Source organism: Allobosea thiooxidans, assembly GCF_900168195.1.
GTDB classification, from domain to species: domain Bacteria; phylum Pseudomonadota; class Alphaproteobacteria; order Rhizobiales; family Beijerinckiaceae; genus Allobosea; species Allobosea thiooxidans.
This window is the reverse complement of the sequence record NZ_FUYX01000009.1, coordinates 70184-85511: the sequence shown is the minus strand read 5'-3', so window position 1 is coordinate 85511 and position 15328 is coordinate 70184. Positions and strand designations below refer to the sequence as shown.

Annotated in this window: 22 protein-coding genes; 19 read left to right on the top strand and 3 right to left on the bottom strand. The window is 64.7% G+C overall.

The features are described 5' to 3' along the window. The first annotated feature begins 27 nt into the window (after positions 1-27). From B5Y19_RS16610 to B5Y19_RS16595, 4 genes are all read left to right on the top strand, one after another. Positions 28-912 carry a YdaU family protein gene (locus B5Y19_RS16610; RefSeq protein ID WP_079591779.1) on the top strand — a complete coding sequence of 295 codons (885 nt, stop codon included), beginning with the start codon at positions 28-30 and terminating at the stop codon, positions 910-912. Positions 913-953: 41 nt separating this feature from the next. After that, complete coding sequence (gene nusG / locus B5Y19_RS16605; protein ID WP_139384434.1) at positions 954-1586, top strand: transcription termination/antitermination protein NusG; 633 nt, start codon at positions 954-956, stop codon at positions 1584-1586. Positions 1587-1668: 82 nt separating this feature from the next. Next, positions 1669-1968 carry a PepSY domain-containing protein gene (locus B5Y19_RS16600; RefSeq protein ID WP_079591777.1) on the top strand — a complete coding sequence of 100 codons (300 nt, stop codon included), beginning with the start codon at positions 1669-1671 and terminating at the stop codon, positions 1966-1968. A gap of 36 nt (positions 1969-2004) precedes the next feature. Further along, a complete protein-coding gene (locus tag B5Y19_RS16595) occupies positions 2005-2541 on the top strand; it encodes a general stress protein (RefSeq protein ID WP_079591776.1) in 537 nt (178 codons plus the stop codon). 228 nt (positions 2542-2769) lie between these two features. Here B5Y19_RS16595 and B5Y19_RS16590 read toward each other — a convergent pair whose 3' ends face one another. Then, on the bottom strand, positions 2770-3102 hold the full coding sequence (locus B5Y19_RS16590) for a hypothetical protein (protein WP_079591775.1): 333 nt from the start codon (positions 3100-3102) through the stop codon (positions 2770-2772). A 4-nt stretch (positions 3103-3106) separates the two neighbouring features. Beyond that, positions 3107-3262: a hypothetical protein gene (locus tag B5Y19_RS26140; RefSeq protein ID WP_176168641.1), complete on the bottom strand. Its 156-nt coding sequence runs from the start codon at positions 3260-3262 to the stop codon at positions 3107-3109. 494 nt (positions 3263-3756) lie between these two features. Here B5Y19_RS26140 and B5Y19_RS16580 point away from each other — a divergent pair, with 494 nt between their 5' ends. The 15 genes from B5Y19_RS16580 to B5Y19_RS16510 all read left to right on the top strand — a co-directional run bounded on the left by B5Y19_RS16580 (position 3757) and on the right by B5Y19_RS16510 (position 14724). Further along, positions 3757-4305: a terminase small subunit gene (locus tag B5Y19_RS16580; protein WP_411914157.1), complete on the top strand. Its 549-nt coding sequence runs from the start codon at positions 3757-3759 to the stop codon at positions 4303-4305. Next, positions 4292-5695, top strand: a complete 1404-nt coding sequence (gene terL / locus B5Y19_RS16575) for a phage terminase large subunit (RefSeq protein WP_079591773.1) — start codon at positions 4292-4294, stop codon at positions 5693-5695. Before B5Y19_RS16580 ends, terL begins: the two co-directional genes overlap by 14 nt. 27 nt (positions 5696-5722) lie before the next feature. After that, the gene (locus tag B5Y19_RS16570; protein WP_176168640.1) at positions 5723-7030 is read left to right on the top strand and encodes a DUF1073 domain-containing protein; all 1308 of its coding nucleotides are present in this window, start codon (positions 5723-5725) and stop codon (positions 7028-7030) included. After that, positions 7027-7854 (top strand): phage head morphogenesis protein, encoded by an 828-nt coding sequence (locus B5Y19_RS16565; RefSeq protein WP_079591771.1) that lies wholly within the window; start codon positions 7027-7029, stop codon positions 7852-7854. Before B5Y19_RS16570 ends, B5Y19_RS16565 begins: the two co-directional genes overlap by 4 nt. Positions 7855-7985: 131 nt before the next feature. Next, on the top strand, positions 7986-9074 hold the full coding sequence (locus tag B5Y19_RS16560; protein WP_079591770.1) for a DUF2213 domain-containing protein: 1089 nt from the start codon (positions 7986-7988) through the stop codon (positions 9072-9074). 3 nt (positions 9075-9077) lie between these two features. After that, positions 9078-9443 carry a head decoration protein gene (locus B5Y19_RS16555; protein WP_079591769.1) on the top strand — a complete coding sequence of 122 codons (366 nt, stop codon included), beginning with the start codon at positions 9078-9080 and terminating at the stop codon, positions 9441-9443. Positions 9444-9456: 13 nt separating this feature from the next. Beyond that, on the top strand, positions 9457-10482 hold the full coding sequence (locus B5Y19_RS16550; protein WP_079591768.1) for a major capsid protein: 1026 nt from the start codon (positions 9457-9459) through the stop codon (positions 10480-10482). Positions 10483-10484: 2 nt separating this feature from the next. Beyond that, on the top strand, positions 10485-10826 hold the full coding sequence (locus B5Y19_RS16545; RefSeq protein WP_079591767.1) for a hypothetical protein: 342 nt from the start codon (positions 10485-10487) through the stop codon (positions 10824-10826). 3 nt (positions 10827-10829) lie between these two features. Beyond that, complete coding sequence (locus tag B5Y19_RS16540) at positions 10830-11039, top strand: hypothetical protein (protein WP_079591766.1); 210 nt, start codon at positions 10830-10832, stop codon at positions 11037-11039. Further along, positions 11039-11434 carry a DUF4054 domain-containing protein gene (locus B5Y19_RS16535; protein ID WP_079591765.1) on the top strand — a complete coding sequence of 132 codons (396 nt, stop codon included), beginning with the start codon at positions 11039-11041 and terminating at the stop codon, positions 11432-11434. The genes B5Y19_RS16540 and B5Y19_RS16535 overlap by 1 nt, the downstream gene beginning before the upstream one ends. A gap of 3 nt (positions 11435-11437) precedes the next feature. After that, positions 11438-11899: a phage virion morphogenesis protein gene (locus B5Y19_RS16530; RefSeq protein ID WP_079591764.1), complete on the top strand. Its 462-nt coding sequence runs from the start codon at positions 11438-11440 to the stop codon at positions 11897-11899. Next, a complete protein-coding gene (locus B5Y19_RS16525) occupies positions 11896-12300 on the top strand; it encodes a hypothetical protein (protein WP_079591763.1) in 405 nt (134 codons plus the stop codon). Before B5Y19_RS16530 ends, B5Y19_RS16525 begins: the two co-directional genes overlap by 4 nt. Beyond that, complete coding sequence (locus tag B5Y19_RS16520; protein WP_079591762.1) at positions 12257-12823, top strand: phage neck terminator protein; 567 nt, start codon at positions 12257-12259, stop codon at positions 12821-12823. Before B5Y19_RS16525 ends, B5Y19_RS16520 begins: the two co-directional genes overlap by 44 nt. 9 nt (positions 12824-12832) lie before the next feature. After that, positions 12833-14257, top strand: a complete 1425-nt coding sequence (locus B5Y19_RS16515) for a DUF3383 family protein (protein WP_079591761.1) — start codon at positions 12833-12835, stop codon at positions 14255-14257. Positions 14258-14271: 14 nt separating this feature from the next. Continuing rightward, on the top strand, positions 14272-14724 hold the full coding sequence (locus tag B5Y19_RS16510) for a phage structural protein (RefSeq protein WP_079591760.1): 453 nt from the start codon (positions 14272-14274) through the stop codon (positions 14722-14724). On the opposite strand, the gene B5Y19_RS16505 is transcribed toward B5Y19_RS16510, so the two are convergent. Further along, on the bottom strand, positions 14721-14921 hold the full coding sequence (locus tag B5Y19_RS16505) for a hypothetical protein (protein ID WP_079591759.1): 201 nt from the start codon (positions 14919-14921) through the stop codon (positions 14721-14723). The genes B5Y19_RS16510 and B5Y19_RS16505 overlap by 4 nt on opposite strands. Positions 14922-15328: the final 407 nt, after the last annotated feature.

Here is a 15328-nt window from a genome sequence, read left to right as displayed (position 1 = left end):
GCGCCTCCACAGTTTTGCGAGGGCGGCATGAGCGCGCCCTACATGCCATTATTCGTTGCGGACTATCTCGCGGACACCGCGCACCTCAGCGCGGCCGAGCATGGCGCCTATCTATTGCTCATCATGAACTACTGGCAGCGGGAGAAGCCTCTGCCGGCGGACGACCGCAAGCTCGCCCGGATCGCGCGCATGACCGATGTCGAGTGGTCGGACGCCAAACTGAACCTCTCGGAGTTCTTCGAGGAGCAGGACGGTGAGTGGCGCCATGCCCGCATCGACCAGGAGCTATCGGTCGCTCAGCAGAAATCCGCCAAGGCGAAAGCGTCCGCTCGCGCATCGGTCGCAGCCCGGCAAGCGAACGCTGAACGAACGCTCAACGATCGCTCAGCGGACGTCGAGCTATTAGGAGAGGATAGGGAAGGGAAGAAGGATAGTCCTGAATCCAAGAGCTCTACGACCAACGTTCGGTCGGTCGGCAAGCCGACGCGACCAGCGGCGGATGAGAAGTTCGAGGAATTTTGGAAGGCCTATCCCCACCGTGGCGAGGCCTCGGATCCGAAGAAGCCGGCGCGGGAGAAATTCGACCGAGCCGTGAAGCGTGGCGCCGATCCGGAAGCCATCATTGCCGGCGCCAAGCGCTTCGCCGAGATAGAGCTCAGGGCAGGGCGAGCCGGCACCGAGAAGTGCGCCCAGGCCGTGACCTGGCTCAACCAGGACCGCTGGCATGACTACCAGCCGGCGCCCTCTGATCAGCAGCCGGCCTCGGTCTTCGTCGCCCGAGGCAGCGAGGAATGGGACGCCTGGGCCCGTCACCGCGGTAAGGAGCCCCTGTCCAAGTTCTATCCGGAGCACCGTGCGGAGGGCTGGTACTTCCCGACGCTCCTCCCGCCATCGATCGAGAAAGCCGCATGAGCAAGCGAAACCGTCGACAGGACAAGGCCAAGAAGGCGACGGTGAAAGCCGCGGCCAAGCCGCCGGGCCCGAAGGAGCGGCGCGAGGTCATCACGCTCAATCCGGCGCCAGCGGATCTCGATCTCAGCCCGAAGCGGAAGTGGTTTCTGATCTACACGTCGCCGCGAGGGGAAGCCCGCGCCTCTGCAGGCCTCGAGGAAGCGGGTTGCCAGACCTTCTGGCCGAGCAGCCACAAGGTCGTCACCGTCGGCAAGCGGACGACCTTCGATGGCGATATCGCGACCTTCACGCGCTACCTGTTCGCAAGCGGTCCGCTCCTGACCGGCGAAGGCGAGCCGCAGGAATTCGTCGTGAAGGGGAAGCCCATCAGCAGCGTGTTCGACATCGACGGCATCCAGGACGTCTTCAGCAACAGCCGCGGCTGGGTGAGGGTGCCGAACGCCGCGATCAAGGCAATTGCCGACTTTCAGAACCAAGTCGCGCCCGAAAGGCCGAAGGTGCCGAAGCCCAAGTTCGCGCCCGGCGACGAAGCGACCATCATCGACGGACCGTTTATGGCATTCCAGGCGACGGTCGTCGAAGCGATCGGCCTGCACAGTGCCAAGGTGCTGATCCGGTCGTTTGGAAACGAGATCCCGGCGACGATGAGCGTCGCTGCCCTCCAGGCGGCATAGGAAAATCCCCCCGAAGCAGGAACTAACTCCCCGCGCTGCCGTTTGCATGGGCACTCACATCCTGCAAATCGGGAGACGCTCCATGAAACGCTTGATGCTCGCCGCAGCCATCGTTTGCGCCACCACCCTCAGTGCGGGGGCTCAGACTTCTACGACCTCCCCGATGCCGGCCCCGAAGGCCGATGCCGACAAGAACGCCCCGCTTCCCGGCGCCAACAGCTTCACTGAGGGGCAAGCCAAGAGCCGCCTCGAGAGCAATGGTTATTCCAACGTCGGCAAGCTGACCAAGGACGATAACGGCGTCTGGAAGGGCAAGGCAACCCATTCTGGGAAGCAGGTGAACGTGTCGGTCGATTATCGAGGAAACATCACCCGCAACTGACCGGTGCATCACGAAATCGCATTCAGGAGAGGGCACATGACCATCACCATCACCCGCAGCTACGAGAATTATGACACCGCTCGTGCCGTCGTCGAACGTCTCGAGGACGCTGGCGTGTCCGATTCTGCCATCAGCATCATCGGGCGGGATCCCCGCGCCACAGAGGAGAGCAATGCGGCCGAGGGGGCTGGTATCGGAGCCGGCCTTGGTGGTGCCGCGGGGCTTCTCGCTGGCCTTGGCATCATGGCAATTCCAGGCATCGGCCCTGTCGTCGCCGCGGGCTGGCTCGCAACGACTGCCGCAGGCGCTGTCGCCGGTGCAGCGGCAGGCGGCCTGATCGGCTCGTTTACGAGCGCGGGCGTCAGCGAAGAGGACGCGCACTACTATGCCGAAACGGTGCGCCGCGGCGGGACAGTCGTCTCGGTGCGAGCCGAGGACGTCCATGCCGGAGAGGTTGAAGCGATTATGGACGGCGGGACGCCGATCGATCGCGACGCCCGCCTGGCCCAGTATCGCGAGGAAGGCTGGACACGTTTCGATGAAACGGCATCAGCCTATCGCGGCGTCGCGTGAGTTATTCAGGTGGGCTTGCACTGCTCAACGATCCGTGCAATACGATATTCATGGTTTGTTCGGCGTGTGTGCTCGCCTTGTGCTGATGCTCCCCGACCCCCGTGCCGCTTAACAAGCGGCCTCAAGCGAAGCTTTGCCCGGCGACTGCGGATGTACCAGCGCCAAGGGTAACAGGAGCCCGGCCGAGAGGTCGGGCTTTCTCGCACACTGGCGCAGGCACAGGGTCGATTAGTTGGCGCGCCGATGCGCGGACATGAATACGTCAACGGCGTCTTGCGCTAGGTTGGCGCTTTCGTTCTGCCCGTCTCGCATCAGCTTTATCACAATTCCCGCGAGTTCTTCCCGCTGTGATGTATAATTTTCAGGCATGGCGGCCCCAGTCGTCTGGAGCATTTCCCAAGCTTGATCAAAGACCGATTGCATCTCATTCAGAGAAGCAGGCTCGTCGCGCTCGCCCGATCGACTTTGCAAATCAAATCCCCCGCGGCCGGCAAGCTTCAGCGAAGCCGCCAATCGCTGGAAAAACGATATCACTGTTGGATCGGCGAACGAGGCGGGCATGCCGTCACGCCATCACCTCATCGAGGATGGCGCGCAGCTCTTCCCGCGAGTGCCCGCAAGATTGCGGCTTCCAGTTCGGATCCGCCTTGGGGAGATTAATATCAAATTGGGGGGCCGCCGTCGAAAGGGCGGACTCGTCCAACAGTGTCTGATCGTTCATTGGTTTCCATTCTTCCGCGACGAAGCCGCGGTAGTAAGGGGAGAGGCGAGGCTGCGCCTGGCGCTGTCGCGCGGCGTTTCAGCATTCGATACGGTTCGAAAGACGTGCGAGGCGCTTCACTGCGCCTGAAGCGGGCTACTGAGCCCGACCGATGCGCCTGTATAAGCGCCGATTGTGTTCGAATTGCAAGGGTTAGTTATGCTGTGACAGCGGCCACGCTGATCTCAAGCGCGATCTTTGGAGCCATCATTTCCGCGGTGTCGGCAGAACAGCTGCCAGCGCTGCCATGTAGGCGTCGGACGCAGTAAGCGCCGCTTCAACTATCGGTCTGACAAACGCCCTGACGTCTCGGCGCCATTCCTCGCTGGACTGCTCCCATCGAAACTGCCGCTTCTCACGGCTGGTTTCATGAAAGGCCTTAGCCGCAGCCTCGACTGCAATTTCGGTTCGCTCGTCGCTCATCACCGCCCCCTCATTCCTTGTCGCGAGTAGAGTTGGTGCCTGTCCTCTCGAATCCAAAACATGAGCGGTTCGCTCAGGAACTGGCTAAGGGGTCCAGCGCGTCTGCCGCATATGTCGCAGCAGGATACGCCAAGAGCGACAGCAACGCATCGCGCCTGAGCGGGAATGAGAAGGTTCGTTCGCGCGTTGAGGAGTTGCTCGGGGAGGGCGCTGAGAAGGCCGGTGTGACGATCGAGCGCATCGTCGCCGAGCTGGCCAAGGTCGGCTTTGCCAACATGGGCGACTTCCTCAAGGCCACGACCTCCGGCGATCCGTTCTTCGTCTATGCCGAGCTGACCGACGAGCAGAAGGCTGCTCTCGCTGAGGTGACGGTCGAAGATTTCAAGGAAGGCCGCGGCGAAGATGCCCGTGACGTCCGGCGCATCAAATTCAAGCTCCACGACAAGCTCGGTGCCCTGGAGAAGCTCGGAAAGCATCTCGGCATGTTCAAGGACAAGGTCGAATTGACCGGCAAGGATGGAAAGGACCTGCCGGTCACGCCGGTTACGATCTTCCAGCTTCCCGACAATGGCAGAGGCTGAGAAGGGGCAGGGCGCCCCGAAGATCATTCGGCCTCAGCCGGGACCGCAGACGCAGTTCCTCGCCAGCCCGGCGGATATCGCGATCTACGGCGGCGCGGCTGGTGGCGGTAAGACCTGGGCGCTGCTCATGGAACCGCTGCGCCATGTCGCGAATCCAGAGTTTGGCGCGGTGTTCTTTCGCCGCACGTTGGTCCAGGTCCGCAACGAGGGTGGCCTCTGGGACGAAAGCGAGAAGCTTTATCCCGACCTCAGGGCCTCGCCTCGCAGCGCGCCGGACCTGCAGTGGAAATTTCCGAGTGGGTGCACGGTCAGCTTCGCTCACCTCGAGCACGACAAGACCGTCCTGAACTGGCAGGGCTCGCAGATCCCGCTGCTCTGCTTCGATGAGCTGACGCATTTCAGCGCGAAACAGTTCTGGTACATGGTCAGCCGCAACCGCTCGATGAGCGGCGTTCGGCCGTATATTCGGGCTACCTGCAACCCTGATGCGGATAGCTGGGTCGCCGAGTTCATCGCGTGGTGGATCAATCCCGATACGGGGTTCGCCATCCCCGAGCGAGCCGGCGTCCTTCGTTGGTTCGTCCGCATCGGCGACAAGATCATCTGGGCTGATCGCCCTGAGGAACTCGCTGGCTACACGGCGCCGGATGAGAACGGCGACGAGAAGCCGATCCCGCCGAAGTCGGTCACGTTCATCCCGGCCAAGCTGAGCGACAATCGCGCTCTGATGGCTGCCGACCCCGGCTACGTCGCCAACCTGATGGCGCTGCCAACGGTCGAGCGCGAGCGCCTTCTCGGCGGCAACTGGAAGATTCGGCCGGCAGCTGGACTTCTATTCAAGCGGGGATGGTGCGAGGTCGTCGACGCGGTCCCGGCCAAGATCGTCCGCTGGATGCGCGGATGGGATTTGGCGGGAACCCCGAAGACCGAGGGGAACGACCCCGACGCGACCGCCGGAACGAAGATCGGGCTGCTAGCGGATGGCCGCTACATCGTCGCGGACCATGTCTCGAATTTCCTCTCGCCATCCGGCGTCGAGACACTGATCAAGAACACCGCTTCGGCGGACGGCCGCGAGGTTCATATCTCGCTGCCGCAGGACCCAGGCCAGGCCGGCAAGTCGCAGGTTCAGAACCTGGTCAAGCTGCTCGCTGGCTACACGGCGCGCGCCACGCCGGAATCGGGCGACAAGGAAATGCGGTTCCGGCCGTTTTCCGCACAGGCAGAAGCCGGAAACGTCCTGGTCCTGCGCGGGCAATGGAATGAGCGTTGGTTCTCAGCGCTGGAGGGCTTCCCAGAGGCCGCCCATGACGACGACGCGGACAGCACCAGCAGGGCGTTCAACGCGCTGCTCGACCGCTCGCGCTTCACGCTGGCGAATGTGAGTTGATGCATGGCCCTGACGTCAGACACGCTAATGAATCTGACGTCCGGCCTTGGCACCATCCGCGACAAGGTTACCGGCAGCATGTTCACGCTGCCGTTGCTCGACAAGGGCCAGGTCGACAACGCCTACCGTGGCGACTGGATCGCTCGGAAGATCGTCGACGTCCCGGCCTTTGACGAGACGCGGGAGTGGCGCGACTGGCAGGCGAAGAAGCCGCAGATCGAGAAGCTCGAGGCGGAGGAAGCGCGGCTCGGCGTGCAGTCCAAGGTTGCTCGGGCCCGCAAGTTGGCGCGGCTCTACGGCGGCGCGGTTCTGTTCATTGGAACCGGCGATGCCGACCCGATGCAGCCGCTCGTTCCGGAACGGGTGAAGGCTGGTGGGCTGAAATACCTGCATGTCTTCAGCCGGCACGAGATGATCGCCGGCGAGCTCGATCAGGATCCGCTCTCCCCCTTCTACGGAGAGCCGATCAAGTACACGCTGGCGGGCAAGACCAGCATGGTCGATGTCCATCCCTCGCGGGTGGTCCGCTTTGTCGGGGCTGAGCTGCCCGATCGCGTCATGGCCTATGACGGCTGGGGCGATACGGTCCTGCAAGCTGTCTATGACGCCGTGATGCAGGCCGGCAGCGCGGCCGCCGCCATCGCAGCCATGCTGCAAGAGGCCAAGGTCGATATCGTCAAGGTTCCCGGCTTCATGGAGAGCCTGGCGACCGAGGAATACCGGAGCCGCATCCTCCAGCGCTATCAGCTGGCGAACACCGGCAAGTCGATCACCAACACGCTGATGCTCGATGGCGACGAAGAATGGTCGTCCAAGCAGATCAGCTTTGCGACGCTGCCGGAGGTGCTGAACACCTATCTGCAGATCGCTTCTGGCGCCGCCGACATCCCGGCTACGCGGTTGCTTGGCCAGACGCCTGGCGGGCTTCAGTCGACCGGGCAGAGCGATATCCGGAATTACTATGACCGGATCAGCGCGGGGCAGAACCTCGAGTTGCGGCCGGCGCTGTCCCGCCTCGACGAGGTCCTGATCCGATCAGCCCTCGGCAGCCGGCCAGCGGACGTCCACTACACATGGGCGCCGCTCTGGCAGATGACGGAACCCGAGAAGGCCGACGTCTTCGCCAAGAAGGCGAAGGGTGTGAAGGACGTCGCCGATACCGGCCTGATCCCGGATCCGGCCTTCGCCCGCGGCGTGCAGAACATGTTCGTCGAGGATGGGACATTTCCAGGCCTTGACGCGGCGCTCGACGAGTTCGGCGACGAGCCGGACGACAAAGACGCCGACGAGGAAGCTGAGCGCCTCAATGCCGAGCAGCAGGGCGCGAGCGAATGAACGTCCAGAACTGGATCCGCGAGGCGACGACGACGAAGCGCAAGCGGGTCGTCCTCCGCCCGATCTCGGCCACCTACGCGTTCGAGGCTGCCTTGCTGGCGCCGACGAACAAAATCCTGAAGCGGATGGCCGCCCAGGTCGCCCAGGATGTCCTGCCGGCGACGATCTCGGCCAAGCGCCAGATGATGCGTGATGACCTGAACTGGTTCGAGCGCGCCATGCGGGCGCTGCGGGATTTCGCAGACGGCTTCGTCGATGGGCTCCGCTCCGAATGGCGCGACGCCTTCGACACGGAGGAAGGGCGCAACCGCAGGAAGTGGAACGAGGCTGTCCGGTCTGCGATCGGCATCGACCTCGGCGCCGTGCTTCAAGCTGAAGGCATCGGCGGCACGATCGACGCGGCGGTGCTCCGCAACGTCTCCCTGGTGCGCGGTCTGTCTCAGGACGTTGCCAAGCGGCTCTCGGCCAAGCTGCTCGACGGTCTGACCCGCGGCCTCAACAACCGCGAGATCGAGAAGATCATCACGACCGAGTTCGGCATCGCCCGCCGGCGCGCCAAGCTTATCGCCCGAGATCAGGCTGGCAGCTTCAACGGCGATCTGAACCGGATTCGGCAGACCGCCATGGGCGTCACGGAATACGTCTGGTCGACATCCCTTGACGAGCGCGTCCGCGGCAATCCTGAGGGCAAATATCCGAACGCTCGCCCGTCCCACTGGGCGCGCGAGGGCAAGACGTTCCGCTGGGATAAGCCGCCGTCTGACGGCCATCCCGGGCAGCCGATCAACTGCCGCTGCACCGCGCGGGCGGTCATCGAGTTCTGAGACGCGCAGGGGCGCTGAGCGAACCTCCCGTTCGACAACCGGGGAAGGTCGCAAGGCAGGGCCCTGCCGACGAGGGACAACGGGCGGCCTTGTCCTCGTCGGCCCCTCCGAGTTTCGCCCGAGAGGCATCCATGCTCTTCACCGACAAGATCGCCCTATCCGGCACGCGCCGGACCGGGGACGGCTACCTTGTGGCCGATGCCCGCGTCGCCCGCACAGGCATCCAGATCTATCTCGGCCGCGAGGTCGGGAAGCCTGAGATGGAGCAGGTCCGAGTGTTCCGGCCCGAGGCCGAGGTGTTCAGCGACAAGGCGCTCGCCTCGTTCGCACATCGGCCCGTCACGAATGACCACCCCGCCGAAGCTGTCGGCGCCCGCAATTGGAAGCAGCACAGCGTCGGCATGACGGGCGGCGATATCGCCCGCGACGGCGAGTTCGTCCGCGTGCCGATGACCGTCATGGACCAGGCGGCGATCGACGCCGTCGAGGCCGGCAAGCGCGAGCTCTCCATGGGCTACGCCTGCGACCTCGATTTCACAGCCGGCACCACCCCGGCCGGCGAAGCCTACGACGCCATTCAGAAGAACATTCGCGGGAACCATCTCGCGATTGTCGATGCCGGCCGCGCCGGTCCTCAATGCCGCATCGGCGACAGCTGGGCGGACCTCTCACCAACCAAGGAGCCCTTGAGCATGAAGACGCTCATGGTCGACGGGATCACCGTCGAGATGTCCGATACGGCTGTTCAGGTCGTGTCGAAGGTCCTGCAGCAGCTGTCCGACGCCAAGGCGACGGTCGATGCGCAGGACAAGAAGATCGGCGAGCTCAACACCGCCGTTTCGACCAAGGACGGCGAGATCGCCGTGCTCAAGAAGCAGGTCGAGGACGGCAAGATGACGCCGGCCCAGATCGACGCGGCCGTCCAGGCGCGCCAGGCGGTCATCGCCGACGCCAAGGCCATCACCGGCGCCGACATCACCGCCGACGGCAAGACCGACGTCGACATCCGCCGTGCCACCGTCGAGGCCAAGCTCGGCGATGCTGCGAAGGGCATGGATGACGCCGCCATCGACGGCGCCTTCAAGGCCCTGCGCGCGTCTCTCGGCGATGCCGATCCGGTTCGCGGCGTCATCAAGGACGGCATCAAGGTCAACGCCAACGACGCCTGGGGCGACAACGCTTTCGCCGCGGCCGGCGTCACCATGAAGAAGGGGGCGTGAACGATGGCACAGCTCAACGAGAACCGGGGCACCGCCAACTTCCTCGTTTCCGAGGCGAACGGCATGTATCGCTCCCGCGACGTCGGGACCGTGGCCGCGGGCGCAGCGCCTGGTCTTCAGCCGGGCACCATCCTCGGCAAGCTCGACAGCGGCGGCAACTACGTCGCCTACGACCCGGCCGTAACGACGGGCGCGGAAGATATCGCCGGCATCCTCTTCGAGGCGGCGGTCGGCACCGTCAAACGCACCATCATCACCCGCGATTGCGAGGTCAACGGCGCTCACCTGGTCTATCAGGCCGGCGCCAACGACGCTGCGAAAGCGACCGCCAATGCGGCCCTGAAGGCCCTTGGCATCATCGTTCGCTGAAGGAGCCGACGACATGGCATCCATGGACATCTTCAATTCGTCGGCCTTCTCCATGACCTCGCTGACCGGCGCGGTCGAGAAGATCGGCTACAAGCCGCAGCTGCTCGGTCAGCTCGGCATCTTCGAACCCATGCCGGTTCGCACTCGGTCGGTGTTCGTCGACCGGCGCGAGAACAAGCTGGTTCTGATCCCCTCCAGCCCGGTCGGCGCTCCGCCGAAGGAGCTGGTCGTCGATCCCCGCAATGCCGTGCCCCTGAAGACGGTGCGCCTCGCCGAAGGTTTCACGCTCTACGCCGAGGAGATCCAGGGCATTCGCGCCTTCGGCTCCGAGTCGGAGTTCGCTCAGGTCCAGGCCGAGTACCTCCGTCGAATGGCGAAGGTGCGCGACGACATGGACCTCACCCACGAGTACCACCGCCTCGGTGCGCTCCAGGGTCTGCTTCTCGACGCTGACGGCACGACGGTGATCTACAACTACTTCACCGAATTCGGCGTCAGCGCCCCGGCCGCGATCGATTTCGATCTCGACAACGCGAACCCCGCGCCTGGGGCAGTTCGGCTGAAGTGTGCGTCGGTCATCCGCTCGATGGCTCGTTCGGCGGGCGGTGCCTTCACGCCGTCCACCACCGTGCACGCGCTGGCGGGTGACGGCTTCTATGATGGGCTGATTTCGCACCCCGAGGTCGAGAAGACCTACCTGAACTGGGCGGCGGCTGCCGACCTCCGCCAGGATCGGTCGTGGCAGACCTTCGTCTATGGCGGGATCGCCTGGCACAACTACCGCGGGACTGACGACAACTCGACGGTCGCCATCCCGACCGACGAGGCGAAGTTCTTCCCGGTCGGAGCTCGAGACGTCTTCAAGAAGGCGCAGGCGCCGGCAGAGTTCGGCCCCTACATCAACACGCTCGGTCTCGACACCTACGCGATCAACATTCCCGATCGCGACCGTCAGGCCTGGACCCGCGGCGAGCTCTATTCCTATCCGCTGTATTTCTGCCAGCGGCCGGATGTGCTCCGCAAGGCGACGAGGACCTGATCATGCCGGTCTATCTCATCAAGAACGGCTCGCACGTCGACAAGGCCTTCAAGGTCTACGGCGGGCACGAGATCGTGCGTGCCGGAGACCAGGGCACTGTCGAGACGCTCGATCCGCTCAGCGACGAAATGCTGGCGGCGCTTGAGCGGGATGGCGTCGAAGTCTCCGAAGGCGACGCCAAGCCCGCGGCGCCCAGCGGCCCGGTGGCTCAGCACCGCGGCGGCGGCCGCTACTTCGTGATGGATGGCGACGTTCCCCTCGGCGAAGCCATGTCGAAGGACGACGCCGAAGCCTTCAATGCCCTGTCCGACGAGGACAAGGCCGCCTTCCTCAAGAAGGACTGAGCCATGCCCAAGGCTCCGCTCTACACCGTGACCAACCCGGCCAAGGAGCCCCGGTTCGCGATGATCGGCGTCCGCAAGGAGCCGATCGACGCCGGGCTGTCCAAGGAACTCGCGATCAGCGCCGAGACCGCGCTGGCGCTGGTTGGGCAGGGCTTCAAGGTCACCGATCCCGACGGCAAGGCCGTCGCCGGCAAGAAGGCCAAGGCCGACTGATGTCCTACGCGCTCCCGACGCTCGATCAGTTCCGGACGAAGTTCCCGACCTTCGCGGGCGTCGCGGATGACACCATCACTGCGGCGATCCAGGAGGCGTCGGCTTCGGTCGATCAATCCTGGATCGAGGCCGACTATCGGCCGGCGATCCTCTATCTCGCCGCGCATATCCTGACGGTCGACGGCGCGCTGTATGGCGATCTCGGGTCGATTGGCGGCGTCATCGGCGCCGGGCTCGTCTCCGAAGCCAAGGTTGGCGATGCACAGGTGAAGCTGGCCGGATCAGCGTCCGGCGGCTCCGGAGCTGGCAGCGGTTCGGGGCTGGCGAGCACGCCCTACGGCCTCCGCTACCGGGATCTCCTCCGCCGCAACCAGCCTGCCGTCGCACTTGTGTGAGTCATGGTTCAGATCAGGACGAAGGTGACACTGCGCCGGCGCGGCAACCTGGCGAACCACATCGCCAAGATCGAGAAGGGCGTCGAGGGGCCGAAGGCGGTCAAGGTCGGCTTCCCGAAGGGTAAGGCCGACGCCGACGTCGTCTCGATAGCGATCTGGAACCACTTCGGAACCTCGCGCGGAATCCCGCCGCGGCCCTTCATCACGATCGCCATGTTCAAGAACCGACGCGAGATCCGCGCCGCTCTGCGCAAGATCGCGAAGGGCGCCGTCGAGAACCGCACGCCGCTTGCGGTCCAGATGCCCAAGCTGGGGGCGCTCGGTGCCGGCAAGATCCAAGACCAGATCGCCGCGAACACGCCGCCCCCGAACGCGCCTTCGACGATCCGGCAAAAGGGTTCGACCGCCACGCTGATCGATACCGGCCGGATGCGCCAGAGCGTGACCTGGGAGATCGACAAGTGAGCCTGTTCGCGCTTGCGGGCCTGGCGGTCGATCTCGCGGCAACGCCCCACACGCTTCGGACCAACCCGCCGGGCACCTACGTCGAGGGCGAGTGGACGCAGGGCGCGGTCGTCGAGACGCCGATCCGCGCCGCGATGCAGGCTCCGTCCGCCCGGGATCTCGAAAGCCTGCCGGAAGGCGAGCGGACCGAGGGCCTCGTGACGGTCTGGTCCCGATCGCCGCTGAACACGGCCGATGAGGACGACGCCACCCGGACAGACGAGATCATCAACACTGCAGGCGAGGCCTTTCGCATCGTCCGCGTCCTGCACCGTACCGAGGCCGGCTTCTACAGAGCGATCGCGAGGCTGACCAAATATGATCGAGGACGAAGCGTACCGGAGCCTCCGCACCTACCTTAAGCGGGTCGACGACAACGCCTCGCTGATCACTCCGACCCGCGAGAAGCTCGTCGACATCATCCGAGACAACCAGAACGCGCCGCGGCCGAAGGGCCCGTATGCGATGATCCAGTTCCTGACGGATCGCGACACCGGCGAGATCGACGGCGAGTGTTACGAGAACCGGCAGATCGGCGGCGAAGATCGCGTCGTTTTGTCCAAGCACCGCGGCGTTGAGCTTCTCTTCCGGGTGCACGTCTACGCCCCGCGCCCGGTTGACTATGCCGGCCTGCTCTTGGCGGGCCTGCGCAGCGGCGAGGCGGCCGTCTGGATGGCTCCGTTCCTGGTGCGCGAGGTCGGCGAGGCCACCCGCGCACCTGAAATGGTCCAGCAGACACCAGAGGGGCGCGCCCAGTTCGACGTCACCGTCGGCACCATCGCCACCGATCAACTGCTCGTCGACGTCATCGAGACCGGCGAGGTCACCTTCGAAGGGCAGGGCGGGGCAACCGTCACTCGCTCGCTCACCTTCACCAAGCCGTAGGAGCCGCACATGGCGCGCTTGCCGTATTCCCGCGTCGTCGATGTCACGCTGACGCGGCAGGACCGCTTTGCCGTTGCGACCGGCTTCTCGGTCTCGCTGATCGTGCAGACCGATGAGGTTGCGGGCATCCTGGATGCGACGCACCGGACCAAGCTCTATTCGACCTTGCTTGAGGTGGCGGCCGACTTCGCGGACAGCGACGACGCCTACAAGGCGGCTGCGGCCATGTTCGCGCAGAATCCGCGGCCTCGGCAGATCAAGATCGGCTATCGCAACCCGGCCAACTCGATCACCTCCGAGCTCAATGCGATCTATGCGGCCGATCCGGACTTCTACTGGATGGGCTTCACCGCGGAGATCCGCGACACGATCGACCAGCAACTCGCCGCCGACTGGGCCGAAGGCAAGCCGGTTTTGATGGGGCTGGAATCGAACGACGTCAGCACCGAGACGCCTGCGGCGGAGCCCGACAAGACGGCGACGGTCACGATCACCATCGCAACGCCGGGCGTCGTCTCCTGGGCGGCGCACACACTGCAGGATGGCGACCAGGTCATCCTCACCACGACCGGCGCGTTGCCGAGCGGGCTCACGGCTGGAACGAGCTACTACGTCGTCAACGCGTTGCCGGGCACCTTCCAGCTTTCCGCCACGCCCGGCGGCTCGGCGATCAACACGACCGGCAGCCAGAGCGGCGTTCACACCGCGACCTCGCCCCAGTACGGCGGCTCGATCGCCGAATACATCAAGTCGAAGGGGTACGACCGCTCGCACGTCTTCTACCATACCGACGCGACGCTCTATCCGGCCCTGGCGCTCACCGCCTTCTGCTCGACCCGCGACCTCGATCGCGGCAACCTGCAGGCCGCCCAGCGCGGCGACATCAACAGCGGCAACGCCTACACCGCCAAGTTCAAGAAGCTCGCCGGCATCACGCCGCTGAACAAGAGCTCGGCGGTCGCGCAAGCGATCACTGGCTTCGTGCCCGGCCTCGGCCTAAACCCGGCGCAGGGACATTTCGCCAACACCTATGTCGACATCGGCGGCCTGCCGATGGTCGTCGAGGGCTCGGTTGGTTCCGGTGCCTTCATCGACGAGATCCATGCTTCCGACTGGATCGTGGCCCGCATGCAGGAAGCGCTGCTCTCCACGCTCGCGAACAACCCCCGCGTTCCGTACACGAATCCCGGTGTCGGCATCCTGACGAACACGGTCGACGGCGTCATGCGCCGGGCGGTCGCCGCCGGGGTCGTCGCATCGGACTTCGGTGAGGACGCGACCGAGATCGTTCCTGAGTACACGATCAGCGTCGATCGGGTCGAGAACATCCCGGCCTCGCAGCGGCGCAACCGCATCGCCCCCGACATCAAGGTTGATTTCCGCTACGCCGGCGCGATCCATTACGCCTCGGCCTCGATCACGCTTCGGTTCTGAAGGGAGCCTGACCCATGGCCGTGAACTGCGCGCCCCTGACGCTCTATGATTTCCGCAACGTGGTCGTCACGATCGACGGTCGCCAGGTCATCGGCCTGTGGGAGGGGGACGACGCCGTCGTCGTCGAGCGCCCGACGGACCTGGGCTCAGCCCTGACCGGGGCCGACGGCGCCTCAGTGGTCTCGATCACTGCGGACCAGTCCGCCACCGTCACGCTGAAGCTGCAGCCGAACTCGGCGATGAACGCCTATCTCGAGCAGGCTGTGAAGCTGGTCCGCATGGGCTCGCAGCGCCTGCTGAACATCGCCATCCGCGATACTTCGACGGGCGAGGGCGGCGGCTGCTCGGCGGCAGTCGTCATCCGCGAACCGTCGAAGTCGTGGGGCGCTGCCGCGACCGAACGCGAGTGGCAGATCTTCTGCAACTGCTGGCAGGAGAATGACATCTCCTACAACCCGGCGGCCTAATCCTTCGGCTTCAGGCTTGCCATCAGGTCGAACGGCGTCGGTATCGGGATCGGGCTGAGGCCGCTCATCTGCTGGGGCGCGATCCCCAGCTTGACGGCGATGCATTGAATGATCGCCGTCTGCATGATGGCGAATTCGCGGAGCTGCGAGACCTCCTGCTGGAGGCGGTCGAGCCGTTCGGTCGTGTCGTCAGTCATCGGATTTGATGCATTACCTCGTTGACGCCTGAGATGAATTTATCGGCCGCTGCGCGGTCCATGCGTGGGTTCAAGCAGGTTTTCACAAGAGCCTTCGACCTCCTCAGGATCTCGTTCCGTCCGACTCCGAGCTGCCCGGTCTTATCCAACTCGTGTAGCAATGCGGCGAGTATCGATTGGACCGCCAGCCAGCGGACATCGTCGTCTTTCCCCATCCTGTGCCCCAGAACCCATTATTGAAATTCCCCTAGGTCATCGAAGCGGATCTCTCGGGATTTCGCAACGGGACATTCGGAGAAGTCGTCCCGTGGCCTGTTCCCGCTGCCTAGCTGCGCGCCAAGCGCTGAAAGACGCTGCCGTCAAGGCCGCTCGCGGCCAGATCCGGACCGCGGCTTCATCCGTCCGCG